Origin of the sequence: Cryobacterium sp. M15, assembly GCF_002929675.1 — a bacterium.
Taxonomy (GTDB): domain Bacteria; phylum Actinomycetota; class Actinomycetes; order Actinomycetales; family Microbacteriaceae; genus Cryobacterium; species Cryobacterium lyxosi.
The window spans coordinates 122,827-139,735 of the sequence record NZ_PJJW01000036.1 but is presented as its reverse complement, the minus strand read 5'-3'; the positions used below and the strand labels follow the sequence as shown (position 1 = coordinate 139,735).

The window sequence follows — 16,909 nt, the reverse complement described above, 5'->3', positions numbered from 1 at the left end:
GCAGTGTGCACGTGTCGGTGGCCCGTGCGGTGATTCTGCTCCACTGCTGGATCGGATAACTAGCGACGTCCGCGAATGTCGGGGCGAAGCGCCGCCGTTGAGTGCCCGCGAAGCGCGCCGAGCCAGAGGCCTGCCCCGTAGGCGAGGTCGTCGGCTCGGCGTGCGATCCCGAAACGCACGACGTCGAGTTGCGGTTTCGTGCGTCGGTAGTCGAGGACGACGTCGAGAATGGCAGCGGCGATCGTTGCCCGGCGTACCCGTCGGGAGACGATGCTGCCGAGCACCGCGAGTGGCCACCAGTGCCGCGTGAGCAGGGCCATCGTCTGCGAAACCGATGCGGCAACGCCGGTGGCCGTCAGCTCGATACCGATACGCAGCGGATGCTCGTGGCGGGATAGCTTGCGCGAGATGCGCACGGCGGCAACGGCTGAAATGGCGAGGGCGAGGGGAACCGACCAAACCCGCTGGGCGAGCAACGCCACCATGACGCTGACGCTCCAGGGCGCGAGGATCGCCGGGGCGATGTTGCCGGGATGTCGGAGTGCCAATGCATGGCCGCCCGTGCCGTAGAACGCTTTGCGTTTGGCCCAGTCAGACAACGTGACTCGGTGTTCGTGGGCGCTCGTCGCGGCCGGTTCGTAGCGCACCCTCCACCCCCTTTCGACGAGTGTCCACACGAGGTCGACGTCTTCGCCGACTCGCATACCATCGCTGAACCCGGCGCCGAGGGCTTCGACCCGGGCCACGACGAAAGCCGTCGACACCCACGACACTCGCGCGCGCGGGCGTATCGTGGCGGGAGTCGGTCCGAGGTCGAGCGATGACCGCGCGTCCTCGTAACGAGAGATCCAGTTGACTCGGGTCGACAGCTGGAGCCCGATCACTCGCGGGGCGACGAGGGCAACCCTCGGATCAACGAAGTGCCGAAGCAATGTTGCGACAGCCCCGTCGGTGACGACCATGTCGTTGTCGACGAATACCACATAGGTCGTGTGCACCAATCGCAGCCCAGCATTGCGGGCCCCAGCCGGACCCAGGTTCTCGGGCAGGCCGATGAAACGGGCTCCGGCGGCGGCGGCGATCCGTTTCGCCTCACTAGGATCGGGCGAAGCATCATCGACCACGATGACTGATTTGTGTGGCCCGATACTCGTGAGAAGACGGTCGAGGGATTGCGGCCGGCCGTAGGTTGGAATCACGTAGGTGACGTCGCTCTCATCCGCTGCCGGAAGCGTATCGAGTACCGGATCGGCCATACCAATTTCGAGCAGCTTGTCCACGAGGGCGCCCGAGCCGGCACCGTCGACGGCCAAGCGGCGCCCGGCGAACATGCTGGCGGCGGCCCGGGAGAGATAGATTGCGCGGGTCGGGGAACCTCCGACCAAGGATCGGCCTTGGTCACGGACCGTGACCGTGCGGTTGAGTTCGACCGTGAAACCGGGTGGGAGCACAGCAGCGGGCGGCTTCATGTTCTATCTTCCCTAGCGGCTGGTGCTGGTGCTGGTGCTGGTGCTGGTGTTGTGCTCCGAGCGAGGTCGCGGAGGCATCCGCGCGGGTCGATGGACTCGTCGAGGATCCGGCGCTGCACACCCTCGCACATCTCGGACATGAACGCAGCGCCGGTCGTGGCGGTAGCTCCGGTCGGGTCGCCCAGAATCCCGGTCGGCGATACCGCCCGCACGCCCTCCGACTTGAGCCGGCCCAAAAGGGCAGACATCGGCGTCGTCGCGCCCGGCACCACCGATGCCAGGTCGACCAACTTCGCGTCGAGATGCAGCAGAATCGATGTCTCGGTGAGTCCGGCATGGGCATCTCCCCGGGCAACCGTGCAAGGAGCCCAGGCGACAGCGTGCCCCTCGCCCCGGAGCAGGGAAACGGATGCGGTGAGCGCAGCAAGGTTTCCGCCGTGGCCGTTGACGAGCACAATGCGACCAGCCCAGGTCGACAGGGAGCGCACCAGCTCGATGATTACCATCGCGAGCGCTTCGGTGCCGATCGACACGGTTCCTGGAAAATTCTGATGCTCACCGCTCGCCCCGTACGGCAGGGCGGGGGCGACCACGACGCAATGCCCCCTGATGCTCAGATCAGTGGCGACTCGCTGTGCCACCGCCGAGGCGATTATGGTGTCGGTGGAGAACGGCAGATGTGGCCCGTGCTGCTCCGTCGAGCCGAGGGGCACGAGCACGACTGGGGTAGGCGGCAGCGCTGGCCAGGTGCTGTACGCCAATTCACCGTGCATTCGTGCCCCCTCATTCGATTTCTAGTCTGGCCCCAAAAAGTGCCGGGTGCCGCCGCAGCGCGGTGACGTGGCGGTGACGTGGTTGATGGTGACGTGATTAGTGCCGGGTCGTAGCTTCGATTGTGCTCAGTGTCGCGCCGAGGGTGCGCGAGAACGTCGGCGGGATGTAGAAGTCTGCGGGTGATAGCTCGTGGATTGAATCATGGCCGAGGCCGAGCACCGCAGAGTCCAGTCCGCCACGCAGAATGTCGAGTACGTTCTCGACTCCGGCCTGGCCGTTTGCAGCGAGGCCCCAGAGGTAAGCGCGGCCGATCATGACCGCGCGTGCACCGAGTGCGAGGGCCTTGGCGACGTCGCTGCCTCGACGGATGCCACCGTCGAGCACGATTTCCACGTCGCCGTTCACTGCCTCGGCCACCGAGGCCAGCATGCGGATCGATGCCGGTGTTCCGTCGAGGTTGTTGCCGCCGTGATTGGACACGGAAATAGCCGTCACACCCGCGTCGACGGCCCGGCGGGCATCGTCGATTCGGGTGACGCCCTTGAGCATGAAGGGTCCTCCCCAGGTTTCGCGCATCCATGCCACGTCCTCCCAGGAGGGTGGCGGCGTCTGCATCCACTCGTAGTAAGCGCCGAAGAATGTCGGTGCCGTGCCGCCGGGGGGAGTGAGATTGGGAGCGGTGAGGTCGGGGATACGACCGGACTTCGCGAAACGCAGAAGCCATTGTGGGTGGGGGAGCACGTTGGGCGCGAAGTTGATCATTGTCTTCAGGCTCATCTTCTCCGGAATCTGCGGGCTGCCCCAGTCGCGACCGTTGGAGAATGACCAATCGAGGGTGGCGATGAGTCCCTTGGCTCCGGCGGCCCGCGCCCGGTCCATTCGCTGCACCATCGATTCCCGCGAGCCCGACCAGTACATTTGGAAAAGCGTGTTCGGGTTGGCAGCAATTACGTCTTCGACAGGTTTGCTGGCGAACGAACTCAGACCCATGATGGTGCCGCGATTAGCGGCTGCCCGGGCAACGGCCACTTCGCCGTCGGGGTGCACAGCCTGCACACCTGTGGGAGAGATGATGACCGGCAAAGAAATGGGTATGCCCATCACGGTTGTCGTGAGGTCGCGCACCGCCTGATGCCCGGCGACATGCGGTGAGAAGCCCAGTTCACCAAACGCTGCCATGTTGTCGTCGATGGTCAGCCCGCGCTCGGAACCGGCAACGAGAGCCCCGTACACAGACGAGGGGAGGGCTTTCTTGGCTCGTCGTTGTGCCTCGGCTACGGTTTCAAACCATGCATTTTTCGCCATGGCAATTCCTGCTTTCTTGTTATCGGTCAGGTTCTACAAGGTGGCCGCGAACCCTACCGATATCACGGTGGGCAGGCTTGAGATGGGCGGTTCCGAGCCCGGTTGTCGCGAGCTGACGCACCGCTGACTTCACCTCTTCCCTCAGCGCATTGTCCTGAGCGAATCGTGCTCAGGGGAGAAGCGGATGCCGTGCAGGGCGTGACACCCGCTTCTCCGGACTATCTGTTCGTACTACTTGATAACTGCGCTGGCCTGCGCTTCGGTGTGCCTAGACCCCGACGGTCGCCGCTTCGCGCGCGACCGCGGGTGACTCCACAGCCACCGGTGAGAGCAGGATGACGCCTCGAATGTTCCGTCCGTCCCGCATATCTTGGTACGCGTCATTGATCTGGTCGAGCGTGTACCGGTTGGTGACGAGTTCGTCGAGCTTGAGCTTGCCCTGCTTATACAAGCCGAGCAGTGTCGGGATGGCGTAACGCGGAGACCAGGAGCCATAGAGGGCACCCTGGATGCGCTTCTGGTTCATGACCAGACTGAACAGGTCCGTCGGAATGCCCACCTCGCCGAGCGGTGACATCGACGTGACGACGACGATTCCACCCTTTCGGATGGCATCCGTCGCCGTGTTGACGATGTCACCGTGCAACACGCCCGGTGTGCAGATTGCGGCGTCTGCGCCCTGCCCGTTCGTGATGCTGCGCACAAAATCAACAGCGGCTTGCGCCTCGGCGAAGACCTCCGTCGCTCCGAACTCGGGTGCTTTCTCCCGTTTGAACGGTGCCGGGTCGACCACGACGATGTGCGAAGCGCCGGCTGCGGCCGCGCCCTGGACGGCGTTCATGCCGATGCCGCCCACACCGAAAATGATCACCACGTCACCGTTGTGAATGTCGGCCGAGTTCACGGCCGAGCCGTACCCGGTCGGCACACCGCAGGCGACCAGTGCGGCGACATCCAGGGGGATGTCGGGATCGATCTTGACGATGGATGCCTCGTCGAAGACCTGCCATTCGGCGAACGTTCCCAACGCGGCCATCGTGGCGAGATCTTCGCCGTTGGAGTGCATGCGGTAGCCGCCGGAGGGCTGGTTCCCGATCAGGGTATTTGCGCCGAAGTCGCAGAGATTCTGCAGCCCCATCGCGCACCACCGGCACTTTCCGCAGGAGGGGATGAATGACGTGACGATGTGATCGCCCACCGCGTAGTCCGTGACCTGGCTGCCGATGGCGCGGATGATGCCAGCACCTTCGTGTCCGCCGACGATGGGAAGGTTGATCGGCATGTCTCCGCTCGCGGCATGGTCGTCGCTGTGGCACAACCCGGTGGCGACCAGTTCTACCAGCACTTCGGTGGGACCCGGGTCGTCCAGATCCACCTCTTCGATCTGCCACTGTCCCGGTTGTTCACGAAGTATGGCTGCATGGGTTTTCATCATGTTCTCCTTTTTGTGATGCGTTCGATCCACGTCATCGTGGACCGCGTTTCAACTGCAGCTGCACGCGCCTTTCCTGCCGCATGCGCAGCCGGAATGCGAACTCGCGAGCAGATTTACTCCGGTCAGGCGGGTCTCATTCAAGGCCCCTGCCGGTGGTTTTTCGGGCGTGAACCCGACAAGGGGGCCGACTTCGCAGTCGCTGGCGTTCACCGGAGCTATCCCGGCGCGACGGCTGAGCGTGAGCTGTATCGGTCCCATTCCTTCGCGACCGGCCCGGGTAGTGCGGTGGGAGTGGTCGACGATTGATGATTTTGGAAGCTCCACCGTCTTGCCCGTGCGGTTTTTCAGCAGCTCTTCGCCGTAGCCCTGGACGCATTCCGGGTCGGGACCGTCCAGCGGCAGCCCGGTGAAGAATTTGGCGGCCATGCAGCCGCCCTTGCAGGTGTCGAAGAATGTGCACGAGGTGCACGCTCCACCTGACTGCGGTTCGCGAAGTTTGAGAAAGAGTTCCGAGTGTTTCCAGACCTCCTGGAACCCGCCCTCTGAGCGCACGTTGCCGGCGAGGAACTCTTCGTGGATGGCGAAGGGGCAGGCGTAGACGTCGCCGATGGGGTCGATGAGGCAGACGACACGGCCCGCGCCGCAGAGGTTGAGCCCGGGCAGGGCGTCTCCAAAAGCGGAGAGGTGGAAGAACGAGTCGCCGGTGAGCACACCATCTCCGTGAGCGACGAGCCAGTCGTAGAGTTCGCGCTGCTGTTTTTGGGTCGGGTGCAGTTCGTCCCAGACGTCCGCTCCGCGACCGGAGGGGCGCAGGCGGGTGAGCCGCAATTGGGCATCAAATGTGTCGGCGATGGCTTTGAAGTCGTCGAGCTGGCTGATGTTCTGGCTCGTGCAGACGACCGATATCTTGAATCCCTTGAAGCCGGCGTCATACATGTTCTGCATGGCTTTCATGGCCGTGGCGTAGGAGCCGGGGCCGCGCACATGATCGTTGACTTCGGCTGTGGCGCCGTCGAGCGAGATCTGCACGTCGACGTAGTCGCTTCTCACGAGGCGCTGGGCAATTTCCGGGGAGATTTTCACGCCGTTGGTGGAGAATTTGACTCCGACGTGGTGTTCGGAGGCGTAGTCGACGAGTTCCCAGAAATCGGGACGCACGGTCGGTTCACCGCCGCCGATGTTGACGTAGAAGACCTGCATCCGCTCGAACTCATCGATGACGGCCTTCGCCTCTGCCGTCGTCAGCTCGCGAGGATCGCGGCGCCCGGAACTGGAGAGACAGTGCACGCAGGACAGATTGCACGCATACGTTAATTCCCAGGTCAGACAGATGGGGGCGTCGAGGCCGTATTCGAAGAGATCGACAAGGCGCTCGGTTTTGCGGGGAGTGTCTTTCGGGGCAAGAACGAAGGGGGATGTTGGGGGTGCATCGAGAAGTGTCACGAGGCCCTTTCGATGACCATGGAGGATTTCGCGAGTGTGCTGAGGGCGCGCTGGTAGCGGGGAAGATCGCTCTCAGCGATACCAGCGGCCGTGCAGGCTGCACGGGCAGTTGGGGCTTCTGCGAGAGTTCTCACGACGGCGAGAAGCGTCGTGTCCTTCAGGAACGAGAGCTTGCGGGTGCCGAAATGGTAGAGCAACGCGCCGAACGGCTCCGGGCGAACGGAGACCTGGGGATGAAGATCCCATCCCCGGTCAAGATTCAGGTCGGGCATGTCGGCGATTTAGTAGACGCCGCACATGCCATCGATCGAGATCTCCTCGACCAGAGTGTCGGATTCGAGATCGAACCCGACAGATTGTTCCGGGGCGGCGGGTGCAGACTCGGTGGGGCTGGTCTTTTTTGCGGAAACCATGTGGTTCTCCTTGTGCTAGAAATCGACATCGGTGGCGAAAGCTTGGTGCATGCATCAGACTAGTGGCACTCAGTGCCGAAAGAGAAGGGGTGCATGCAGATGAATGAGCGCTCTGTGGCACCGCGGATGGGCCGGCAGCCGCTGACGACTCGCGCCGCCCTGAGCCACGTCGCGCTTCAACTTTTTCTTGATCGCGGTTTCGAACAAACGACCGTCGATGACATTGCCACCGCCGCTGGAATTGGGCGTCGGACCCTGTTTCGATATTTTCCCTCCAAGAACGATCTGCCCTGGGGGGACTTCGAAGCGGAACTCGCACGTATGCGAGTGTTCCTGGCCGCCACCGATGCGACCGTGTCCGTCGTTGATGCGCTCGCAGCGGCGGTCATTGAATTCAACCGATTCCCGCCCGAGGAAGTTCCGTATCATCGCGAGCGGATGAACCTGCTGTTGAACGTTCCGGCGCTGGTGGCGCACTCCACGCTCCGTTACGCCGAGTGGCGGCGGGTTGTGTCGGATTTCGCGGCTGGCCGCTTGGGAGTCGTCGTCGACGCGATCGAACCGACGGTGATCGGTTGGGTATTCCTCGGTGCATCGCTTGCGGCGTACGAGCAGTGGCTCAGAACTGACGACTCAGATCTCATCGAGCTGCTGGAGTCGGCCCTTGTGCTGCTTCGGGAGGGGTTTGCACCGGGTCACGCACCAACCGTTCAACCCGGCGGACGGGCGTGAATTTCACGGAGCCAGTGTCGGACCTGAACTATGACGTGATCGTGGTCGGCGCCGGCGCGGCCGGAGCCCCGCTCGCAGCCCGACTGAGCGAAGACCCCGACAGGCGGGTTCTGCTCCTCGAGGCGGGACCGGTGCCGTCGTCTCCCGGCGGGTTCCCGCCCGAGTTGCTCGATGCTGGAACCGTGCAGGGAGCGATGCCGGGGCATCCGCAGAATTGGTCGTTCACCGGTCACCTCACCCCAAAACTTGCCTACTCGATCGCGCGCGGCCGGATCCTCGGCGGATCATCGACGATCAACGGCTCGTACTTCATTCGTGCCAGAACAGCCGACTTCGATTCTTGGTCAATCGGGTCACCCGAGTGGGCCTGGGAGAAGGTGTTGCCGTTCTATCGCAGGATCGAAACCGACCTGCAGTATGGCGAAACGGCCGTTCACGGTGGCGCGGGGCCGATGGTCGTCGGTCGGCCCCCGCAGGGCCATCCGGTGACCGTCGCCTTTCGCGCGGCGGCTTCGGAGCTGGGCTTCGCCGAAGAACCCGACAAGAATGACCAGGCTCTGCCGGGACACGGGCCGCTGCCGATGAACACCCGCGATGGAGTGCGTCAGAACACCGGGATCGCCTACCTGAATCCGGTGCGACATCGCGCCAACCTCACTGTGTGGGGTGACAGCTATGTTCGCCGCGTGCTGTTCGCGGGAACGAGGGCTATCGGTGTCGAGGTCGCGCGCGGCGGCGGGATCGTTCAGTTGCACGGCCGGGAGATCGTGCTCTCGGCGGGTGCGATCAAGTCACCTCACCTGCTGCTGGTTTCCGGGGTGGGCCCCCGGGAACAGCTGGAACAATTCGGAATTCCGGTCGTGCGCGACCTGCCCGGGGTCGGGGCGAATTTTAGCGATCACCCGGACATTGCCGTGCTGTGGCAGCCGCGCCGACAGATCGTCGACTACCGCACGTCGCAGTCGATGGCGGCCTGCCTGAACTTCACGGCGACCGGTTCCACGGCGCCGGGGGATCTGGAGATTCTCCCGATGCTTAAACCCATGGAGTATCTGTTGACCGGCAGCGCGCGCGGCATCATGGTCGGGGTGTGGGCCGCAGCGCGGCATCCGCTTCAATCACTTCGGGCGATGCGCGGGGTATCGATGCGGCGCTTCGCGAAACAGATCGCCCACCGGGGGGACCTCGCGCTGCTCGTCGCCGTGCAGTCAGAGACCTCGCGCGGACGCATCAGCCTGGAGTCGGACGACCCCGCCAGGCAACCGCGCATCGACTACAACTACCTGTCGACCGAATGCGACCTCGAACGCATGCGCGAAGTTGTGCGGGTGGCGGTACGTTTGTTGCGAACGGATGCTTACAAACACCTGTTTAGGCGATTGACCGAACTGACCGACATCGTTCTCGAGAACGATGACCTGCTCGATGCCTGGCTACGCTCCCACCTCGGCACCGCTATTCACCTGTGCGGCAGTGCGCGGTTCGGGCCAGCAGATGATCCGGGAGCCGTCGTCGATCAATATGGGCGCGTGCACGGTGTCGAGGGGCTGCGCGTCGCCGACACCTCGATTCTGCCGACCACGCCTGTGCGCGGACCGGCCGCGACCGCCGTTCTCGTGGGGGAGCGAGTGGCCGACTTCATTCGCCGCGGAATGTAGGCGTACCTGCTACTGCCTCTACCCCGATGACTGCCCGGGCCGCGGCTTCAGCGCAACCTCCGCAACGAAGGACCGGCTAGCCGAGATTTTCAACCTCGGCCAGTGGGGCCCGAAGAAGAACGGTGATCAAAGCTAGCCAGGAAGCTCCCGCTAGGCGGCCGGGTCAGTGATGAAACCTTCGTCGATCATCCAGGTGTAGGCCACATCGGCGGGTTCGGCACCGTCGACGTCAACTTGACGGTTCATGCCACGCAGAACCTCGTCGGTGAGTTTGGGTGATATCGCGGCGAAGATCTTTTCCAGGCCGGGGTGCGCCGTGAGCGTTTCGGTGAAGAAGATCGGTGCCACGTTGTACGCCGGAAAAAACGCGAGGTCATCGGTCAGGACGGTGAGGTCGAGCGCGTCGATGCGACCGTCGGTTGTAAAGACTTCACCGAAGTTGCAGGCCCCGTCGTTGGTCGCGCTGTAGATCGCACCGGTGTCGTAGACGCCGATGTTGCTGTCGGGCACGCTGTCGGCGGCGCCACGTTCCAGCCCATAGTGGGCGAGCATGGGGTTCATGCCGTCCGGTCGGGAGTTGAATTCGGCTTCAACGCAGAAGGTGCGGTCCTCGACGGGCAGTGCGGCGAGTTCGGACATGGCGGTGATGCCGCCGAGTTCGGCGACCGCCTCACTGCGTACCGCTAGGGCGTAGGTGTTGTTCATCGGTGCCGGCGCGCCCCAGGTGACCCCATTGGTGAGGTCGATGTCGTGCACGGCTTGCCACATTTCGTTCTGGTTGGTGATCACCTCTGTCTGGCCAAGATAGGTCAGCCACGCGGTGCCGGTGTATTCCCAGAGCACGTCGGCCTGGCCCGAAAGAATGAGTTCGCGGGCGGGCTGGCTGCCGGGCACATTGCTGAGGTCAGTGACGTCGAATCCTGCGGCGGTCCCGGCGAGCACCGCGATCTTGCCGAGCAGTAGCTGCTCGGTATAGTTTTTGGACGTGACCGTGAGGTTGACGCCCTCGGCACCGTCGAGCGGGGTGATCGACCCGGGTCCAACCGCGGGAACGTATGAGGTCGCCGGCTGCAGACCGCAGCCGGTCAGGGCGAGGGCAGTCACGGTGAGCACACTCGCTGTCAGGCCCCAGCGGCCGAGGTGTCCGCGACGGGCGTGAAAAGCGGGGCGGTGCATCTAGAGTCCCTTCGGGCGGGCGACGTGTTCTACGACGCGGCCGATCCAGTCGATGAGGAGGGCCAGTAGAGCCACGAGCAGGGCTCCGGTGACGAGCACGGGGGTGAGGCTGAGATTGACGCCGGTGGTGATGAGGATGCCGAGTCCGCCGCCGTTGACGAACGTAGCGAGGGCTGCGGTGCCGACCAGTAGCACGAGGGCGGTACGCACGCCCGACAGCATGACCGGCACGGCGAGAGGTAGTTCCACGCGAAAGAGCACGGCGGTAGAACTCATGCCCATGCCGCGTCCGGCTTCGATGAGGCGGGCGTCGACTTGCTGCAGGCCGACCATGGTGTTTCGCAGCACCGGGAGCACCGCATAAAGCACGAGGCTCAGCGTCGCCGCCCAAAAGCCGAAGCCGACCCAGAATGCGAGGAGTACGACGACGCCGATCGCGGGGGCGGCCTGCCCGATGTTGGCGATCGCGAGCACCGGAGCGGTCAGAAACCGCAGGGGTCGTCGGGTCAGGGCGATTCCCAAAGGAATTGCGATGACCAATACGATCGCCGCAGCGAGGAGGGTGAGCTGGATGTGCTCCACGGTGTAAATCCAGAGCGCGTCCGGGGCGAGGGTGGTGAGTTCGATCGCTGAGAGGTTGGCCGTCAGCAGCCAGATGACGAGCGCGGCGAACGCGAGCAGGATGCCGGCCAGCTGGTAGACCAGTCCCCGCCAGGATTGCCAGGCCGCGCGAGCCGGACTGACCGGTACGGCCCGCGAGGCCGGGTCGCCGGGTGTTTCGACGGCGGAGTCGCCGCCGGCAATGCCGGCTTCTCTAGCCAGGGCGCGGGTGCTCATTGATTGGCCCGCGCGTCGGCGCCATCGCTCTCGGTCTCGTACAGTTCGGCGGCAGGCGCCTGCGCTTGGAACACGCCGGTGTTCAGTCCAACGGGCGCTTGGTCCGACGCGAGTACGGCAGCGGTCTGCGACCGGGTAATGGCATCCATGACGGTCTGTACGTCGATGACGCCCTTGAACATGTCGCGGCGGCCGGTGACGAGCGCGGCCCCGGCGCTGGAGACGAGCATTGTGTCGAGTGCGTCATTGAGCGTGGCACGATAGCCGACGACCGGAAGTTTCGGGTCGGGAACGTTGCTGATGACCTCGAGGCGGCCGAGCTTGCGCTGGGAGAGCCACTGGATGGGACGGTGACGCTCATCGACGATGACCGCGTGGCCGTGGCCGGCGTCGATGAGGCGGGCCAGGACATCCGCTGCCCGTTCGCCGGGGCTACCCACGACGGCGTCGCCGAACCCGACCTCTGCCACCCGGGTCAAAGTGAGCTGTTTGAGACCGGCGCCGGACCCGATGAAGTTTTCGACGAACTCGTTGGCCGGGTCGCCGAGGATGCGTTCCGGGGTATCGTACTGTTCGAGCTGGGCGCCCTCGTTGAAGATGGCGATCCAGTCGCCGAGCTTGACAGCTTCGTCGAAGTCGTGCGTGACGCAGACGATGGTCTTCTGCAGTTCTTCCTGGATGTTGAGCAGTTCGTCCTGCAGGCGTAGGCGGGTGATCGGGTCGACGGCGCCGAACGGCTCGTCCATGAGCAGCACGGGCGGGTCGGCCGCGAGGGCACGCGCCACCCCGACGCGTTGCTGCTGACCGCCGGAAAGTTCCTTGGGGTACCGATTTCGGTAGAGCGCCGGGTCGAGGGAGACGAGCTCGAGGAGTTCGTCGACGCGGGCCGTGATGCGGGCCTTGTCCCAGCCGAGCATTTTCGGCACGAGGCCGATGTTGGTGGCCACCGTCATGTGCGGGAAGAGTCCGCCGGCCTGAATGACATAGCCGATGCCTCGGCGCAGGGTATCGCCATTCATATTGGTGACATCGTCACCGTCGACGACGATGCGGCCTTCGGAGGGTTCGATGAGTCGGTTGATCATCTTGAGGGTAGTGGTCTTGCCGCAGCCCGAGGGGCCGACGAGCATGACGATCTTGCCGGCCGGGATCTCCATGGTGAGACCGTCGACGGCGGGGCGTGCCTGGCCGGGGAAACGCTTGGTGACGTGGTCCAGCAGGATGTTCGCACCGGTGATGCCGGTCGGGGTGGTGGAACCTTCGGTGCTCATGGATTCAGCGCTGTTGGATGTAGTGAGTTCAGACACGGATACCTCGGGGTGTGGTCAGGCGGCCCAGGCCGACGAGAAGGAGATCAAGAATAAGGGCGAGCACGACAACGCCGATGACGCCCGTCAGCACCGACTCGAGGGAGTTGGCACCGCCGAGTCGGGAGAGGCCGGAGAAGATGAATCCGCCGAGGCCCGGGCCGAGGGAATATGCGGCGATCGCGGCGATTCCCATGACCATTTGAGCGGATACCCGAATGCCGGTGAGGATGATCGGCCACGCCATCGGCAGTTCCACCTGCAGGAGCGTGCGGAACCTGCTCATGCCGATGCCGCGGGCGGATTCCACGATCGACGGTGCGATACCCGACAGGCCCACGACCGCGTTGCGCAGAATAGGCAGAGTAGCGAAGAACGCCACGACAATGACGGCCGGAACGACGCCGAAGCCAAGCGGCGCGATGAGCAGCCCGATGAACGCAAACGACGGGATAGTCAAGCCAATGGCTGACACCGAGTTAGCGATCCCGGTAAGCGCGGAACTGCGGTAGACGACGGCGGCCAGCACGACGGCGAGGACCGTCGCCAGGATCAAGCATTGCACGACGAGACTGAAGTGCTGCCAGCTGTTGAACAGGATCTGCTCATACTGACCCCCTAAAAAATCCCACACATCAAAACCCCTTTGCTTCGATCACGCACACACTGATTTACCGCCACCGGCACGGGCACAACTGGAGGCGCCGATGCGGAGCTGGATAGGGACGCGGGCTGAAAGCCATAGGCCAAGACTCTAGTGCAGTCTTGCACGGCCATCCCCCGATGGGCGCAGCGAGACCTTACGGTTCGATCACGTGCTCCGACTCTCCCACGGGGAAACCTTCACGCGCTCAGCGGATTCAACCAGGCCGGGTTGTGACGGCGTACACACCGACCCCGTGGTCGTCGACGCTGTACATTTTCTGGTCTTTTTCTAAAAGTCTCAGTCCTGTTACATTCCTAGAGTAAATCTGGACAGCAATTAGTTCATCCGTTGTATGTATGGAATACGCAGAATCACCGGCAATGATGCCGAGGAGCACAGCGTCAGGGACTCAGGCAATTCATGAAAAAGTCACATGCTTTCGCCGTCGCACTCGCGGCCATGGCAGTATTCGTCGTGTCCGGCTGTTCAGCGAGCGGCGATAAGGCAGCCTCGGAATCGACCACGATCACGGTGGCCTCCCCAAAGTTCGCTCTACGTCTTCGTGTCGCGTGTTCTCGGCGGATCCTCGGCCATGGCCGGTGCCGTCACGCTCTGACCCCTCCAGCGCAAGGAGCACCACGTGCACGACAATTCCACCCTCATTCGCGCCCGCATCCGTCGTTTCGTCAGCGAGCGGGTCACCCCGTCGCTGTACCGGGTTTCGTCACCGTTGACCATCAGCGCGTGGGAAGTGCCCGACGAACCCGTGCCGTTTTCTGAGGCGCAAGGCCAGGATTTCACCCCGTTCAGCATCGGCCAGCATTGGGGCAAGCCCTGGGGCACGACGTGGTTCCACATCACAGGTATGGTTCCCTCCGACTGGTCTCGGTTTCACGACCTCCACACGCGCACGGAAGTCATCGTGGACCTCGGTTTTCTGTCTGGTCAGGCCGGGTTCCAGGCGGAAGGTCTGGTCTTCACCCCGCAGGGGCACATCGTGAAAGCGGTGGAGCCGTTCAATAACTATGTGCCGCTGATCGCCCAGCCGGGAGAGCAGGTTGATATCTACATTGAAGCCGCGTCCAACCCCGACGTGGGAAGTGACTGGGGCTTTCAGCCGACACTCGTGGGTGACAAGGCTACGGCGGGTATCGAACCGATCTACCGCCTGCGCCGCATGGACGTTGCTTTGCTCGACACCCAAGTGTGGAAACTGGACCAAGACGTGTGGACACTGTTTGGACTCATGGAACAGCTGAGCCCTGACCTACCGCGTACCGCTGAGATTCTTCGGGCGCTGGAAAAAATGACCGACCAAATGGACCCCGAGGATGTGAGTGGCACGGCATCCCGTGGCCGCGCTTTACTGGCGCCCCTTCTGGCGCAACCCGCCTACGCCAGCGCCCACCGAGTCATCGCTGTCGGGCACGCCCACATCGACTCGGCCTGGCTCTGGCCGGTGCGTGAAACCATTCGCAAGTGTGCGCGCACGTTTTCAAACGTGTTGCACCTGATGGATGAAGACCCCGACTTCATCTTCGCCTGTTCGTCGGCGCAACAGTATTCATGGATGAAGCAGCACTATCCGGAACTGTTTGAACGCATCCGGACGCGCGCACTCGAGGGCCGCTTCGTTCCGGTGGGCGGTATGTGGGTCGAATCCGACACCAACATGCCCAGCGGGGAATCGCTGGCTCGGCAGCTGCTCGTGGGCAAGGCTTTCTTCATGCAGGAGTTCGGCATCGAACCCCTCGAAATCTGGCTGCCGGACTCGTTTGGATACACGGCGGCATTCCCGCAAATCGTGACCGCGGCGGGATCGAAATACTTCCTCACCCAAAAAATCAGTTGGAACGAAACCAACACCATGCCTCACCACACCTTTGCTTGGGAGGGAATTGACGGCACCCAGGTCTTCACCCACTTTCCTCCGGTCGATACCTATAACTCATTGTTATCGGGGGAAGAATTGGCCCGGGCTCAACGCCAATACTCCGAGAAGGGTGCGTCAAACGTGTCGCTGGTACCGTTCGGTTTTGGAGACGGTGGCGGTGGGCCCAATCGGGAGATGCTCGCAGCGGCGGAGCGCACGCGTTCGCTCGAGGGTTCACCGACCGTGCGTATGGCCAGCCCGCGGGCGTTCTTCGAGGAGGCGGAGGCGACGTATGCCAACCCGCCCGTGTGGTCGGGGGAGCTCTACCTGGAATTTCACCGTGGTACCTACACATCGCAGTCCAGGACCAAATCCGGAAACCGTCGCAGCGAGCACCTGCTTCGGGAGGCCGAGCTCTGGGCATCAACGGCGTACTTTTATATGGGCGCTGACTATCCCTACGAACGACTGGCTGCTGCCTGGCAGACCGTGTTGCTCAATCAATTTCACGATATTCTGCCCGGAAGCTCTATCGCGTGGGTGCATCAGGTTGCCGAAGCGGCCTACGAGACCGTGCGAATCGATCTCGAAGACCTGATCGCGACATCCGTGGCGGCGCTCGCTTCCTCGGCGCAAACGGATGCGACGCCGGTGAGCTTCAATGCGTCACCGTTCCCGGTGGCGGGAGTGCCTGCCCTGTCTGCTGCGTCGCGGATACCAACCGGAGCCGTGCGCCTTCATCAGGCCGATGGGGCGTTCGTGCTCGAGAACGACGTCGTGCGGGCATCCATCGATGCACGTGGGCTCCTCATTTCCTTGGTAGACCGCGTGAGCGGAAGAGAAGCCGTGCCCGCGGGGCAAGCGGGCAATGTGCTCCAACTTTTTCGGGATACCCCGACGCAGTGGGACGCGTGGGACATCGACGAGCACTACGACCGGAACGGCGTGGAACTTCTGGAAGCAGAAGAAGTCAAGGTACTCGTGCAGAGTGCAGGGCTGGTCACGGTGCGCGTGACGCGGCGCTTCGGGGGGTCATCCGTTCAGCAGGATCTGACCGTACTCGGTGACCAGCCGAGCCTGGACATCGTGACGACGGTTGACTGGCATGAGCGTCAAAAATTGTTGAAGTTGGCTTTTCCGCTCGACGTGCACGCTGACCGCGCTGCGTCTGAAATACAGTTTGGCCACATTTATCGGCCGACCCACGTCAACACGTCCTGGGATGCTGCTCGCTTCGAGACCTGCGCACACCGGTGGGTTTTCGTCGGGGAGCCGGGCTTCGGGATTGCGATTGCCAACGACTCAACCTATGGGCATGACATCAGCCGCACTACTCGAGTCGGGGGAGGGACGACCACGACTGTGCGGGAATCACTGCTGCGTGCGCCGACGTTCCCTGACCCAACTGCGGATCAAGGAGTGCACACGCTTCGCACCTCGATCAGTCTGACGCCAGACGTACTCGAAGCTGCGGCGCAGGGCTACCGGATCAACCTGCCGCTGCGCGATGTGGTCGGCGCGGCCGTAACGCCGGTAGTCGTGAGCGAGTGCCCATCGATCGTGGTCGAAGCCGTAAAACTGGCCGAAGATCGTTCCGGTGACCTTATCGTGCGACTGTACGAGGCGAGCGGTTCGCGCTCCACGGGCACTGTCAGCTTCGGCTTCACTGTCTCAGAAATCGTCGAGACCGATCTGCTCGAACGCACTGTCGCCTCTGTAGCAGTGCAGTCGACAACCGATGCTGGTGGTCGATTGGTGCTGCGCGCTTTCCAGATCATCACCCTGCGAGTTGCCCGTTCTGCCAAAGAGGGCGAGGGGAGCCTGCGCCACCATTCGTAGGC

At 63.3% G+C, this 16,909-nt stretch carries 14 protein-coding genes; 3 read left to right on the top strand and 11 right to left on the bottom strand.

The genetic code is table 11. From position 1 onward, the window contains the following. Positions 1-59: 59 nt before the first annotated feature. The 7 genes from mftF to mftA all read right to left on the bottom strand — a co-directional run bounded on the left by mftF (position 60) and on the right by mftA (position 6,839). Positions 60-1,469: a mycofactocin biosynthesis glycosyltransferase MftF gene (gene mftF, locus CXY83_RS08175; RefSeq protein ID WP_104196873.1), complete on the bottom strand. Its 1,410-nt coding sequence runs from the start codon at positions 1,467-1,469 to the stop codon at positions 60-62. Further along, complete coding sequence (gene mftE / locus CXY83_RS08170; RefSeq protein WP_104196872.1) at positions 1,466-2,242, bottom strand: mycofactocin biosynthesis peptidyl-dipeptidase MftE; 777 nt, start codon at positions 2,240-2,242, stop codon at positions 1,466-1,468. The genes mftF and mftE overlap by 4 nt, the downstream gene beginning before the upstream one ends. Before the next feature lie 97 nt (positions 2,243-2,339). After that, the gene (gene mftD, locus CXY83_RS08165; RefSeq protein WP_104196871.1) at positions 2,340-3,548 is read right to left on the bottom strand and encodes a pre-mycofactocin synthase MftD; all 1,209 of its coding nucleotides are present in this window, start codon (positions 3,546-3,548) and stop codon (positions 2,340-2,342) included. 268 nt (positions 3,549-3,816) lie between these two features. Beyond that, positions 3,817-4,980, bottom strand: a complete 1,164-nt coding sequence (locus tag CXY83_RS08160) for an NDMA-dependent alcohol dehydrogenase (RefSeq protein WP_104196870.1) — start codon at positions 4,978-4,980, stop codon at positions 3,817-3,819. A 51-nt stretch (positions 4,981-5,031) separates the two neighbouring features. Beyond that, positions 5,032-6,426 (bottom strand): mycofactocin radical SAM maturase, encoded by a 1,395-nt coding sequence (gene mftC, locus CXY83_RS08155; RefSeq protein WP_104196869.1) that lies wholly within the window; start codon positions 6,424-6,426, stop codon positions 5,032-5,034. Then, a complete protein-coding gene (gene mftB / locus CXY83_RS08150; RefSeq protein ID WP_104196868.1) occupies positions 6,423-6,698 on the bottom strand; it encodes a mycofactocin biosynthesis chaperone MftB in 276 nt (91 codons plus the stop codon). Before mftB ends, mftC begins: the two co-directional genes overlap by 4 nt. A gap of 9 nt (positions 6,699-6,707) precedes the next feature. Then, on the bottom strand, positions 6,708-6,839 hold the full coding sequence (mftA, locus tag CXY83_RS08145) for a mycofactocin precursor MftA (RefSeq protein WP_104127194.1): 132 nt from the start codon (positions 6,837-6,839) through the stop codon (positions 6,708-6,710). Between the two features lie 93 nt (positions 6,840-6,932). Between mftA and mftR the strand changes: the two genes are divergently transcribed. Further along, positions 6,933-7,571: a mycofactocin system transcriptional regulator gene (gene mftR, locus CXY83_RS08140; protein ID WP_233200695.1), complete on the top strand. Its 639-nt coding sequence runs from the start codon at positions 6,933-6,935 to the stop codon at positions 7,569-7,571. A gap of 14 nt (positions 7,572-7,585) precedes the next feature. Beyond that, the gene (mftG, locus tag CXY83_RS08135; RefSeq protein WP_199184925.1) at positions 7,586-9,229 is read left to right on the top strand and encodes a mycofactocin system GMC family oxidoreductase MftG; all 1,644 of its coding nucleotides are present in this window, start codon (positions 7,586-7,588) and stop codon (positions 9,227-9,229) included. 150 nt (positions 9,230-9,379) lie between these two features. Here mftG and CXY83_RS08130 read toward each other — a convergent pair whose 3' ends face one another. From CXY83_RS08130 to CXY83_RS08115, 4 genes are read right to left on the bottom strand one after another with little or no spacing between them, the layout of a single operon-like run. Next, entirely contained in the window at positions 9,380-10,405 is a 1,026-nt protein-coding gene (locus CXY83_RS08130) for a glycine betaine ABC transporter substrate-binding protein (protein ID WP_104196867.1), read from the bottom strand. After that, on the bottom strand, positions 10,406-11,242 hold the full coding sequence (locus CXY83_RS08125) for an ABC transporter permease (protein WP_104196866.1): 837 nt from the start codon (positions 11,240-11,242) through the stop codon (positions 10,406-10,408). Beyond that, positions 11,239-12,513, bottom strand: a complete 1,275-nt coding sequence (locus CXY83_RS08120) for an ATP-binding cassette domain-containing protein (RefSeq protein WP_104196865.1) — start codon at positions 12,511-12,513, stop codon at positions 11,239-11,241. Before CXY83_RS08120 ends, CXY83_RS08125 begins: the two co-directional genes overlap by 4 nt. Positions 12,514-12,541: 28 nt before the next feature. After that, positions 12,542-13,183, bottom strand: a complete 642-nt coding sequence (locus CXY83_RS08115; RefSeq protein ID WP_104196864.1) for an ABC transporter permease — start codon at positions 13,181-13,183, stop codon at positions 12,542-12,544. A gap of 652 nt (positions 13,184-13,835) precedes the next feature. Between CXY83_RS08115 and CXY83_RS08110 the strand changes: the two genes are divergently transcribed. Further along, positions 13,836-16,907, top strand: coding sequence for a glycoside hydrolase family 38 C-terminal domain-containing protein (locus tag CXY83_RS08110; protein WP_104196863.1), 3,072 nt, complete (start codon positions 13,836-13,838; stop codon positions 16,905-16,907). Positions 16,908-16,909 lie beyond the last annotated feature (2 nt).

Excerpts from the sequence above, each read along its gene's own strand:
- mftR (WP_233200695.1), top strand. The coding sequence starts at position 6,933 with ATGCAGATGAATGAGCGCTCTGTGGCACCGCGGATGGGCCGGCAGCCG.
- mftB (WP_104196868.1), bottom strand. The coding sequence starts at position 6,698 with ATGCCCGACCTGAATCTTGACCGGGGATGGGATCTTCATCCCCAGGTC.
- mftD (WP_104196871.1), bottom strand. The coding sequence starts at position 3,548 with ATGGCGAAAAATGCATGGTTTGAAACCGTAGCCGAGGCACAACGACGA.
- mftE (WP_104196872.1), bottom strand. The coding sequence starts at position 2,242 with ATGCACGGTGAATTGGCGTACAGCACCTGGCCAGCGCTGCCGCCTACC.
- CXY83_RS08120 (WP_104196865.1), bottom strand. The coding sequence starts at position 12,513 with ATGAGCACCGAAGGTTCCACCACCCCGACCGGCATCACCGGTGCGAAC.
- CXY83_RS08130 (WP_104196867.1), bottom strand. The coding sequence starts at position 10,405 with ATGCACCGCCCCGCTTTTCACGCCCGTCGCGGACACCTCGGCCGCTGG.
- mftA (WP_104127194.1), bottom strand. The coding sequence starts at position 6,839 with ATGGTTTCCGCAAAAAAGACCAGCCCCACCGAGTCTGCACCCGCCGCC.
- CXY83_RS08160 (WP_104196870.1), bottom strand. The coding sequence starts at position 4,980 with ATGAAAACCCATGCAGCCATACTTCGTGAACAACCGGGACAGTGGCAG.
- CXY83_RS08125 (WP_104196866.1), bottom strand. The coding sequence starts at position 11,242 with ATGAGCACCCGCGCCCTGGCTAGAGAAGCCGGCATTGCCGGCGGCGAC.
- mftF (WP_104196873.1), bottom strand. The coding sequence starts at position 1,469 with ATGAAGCCGCCCGCTGCTGTGCTCCCACCCGGTTTCACGGTCGAACTC.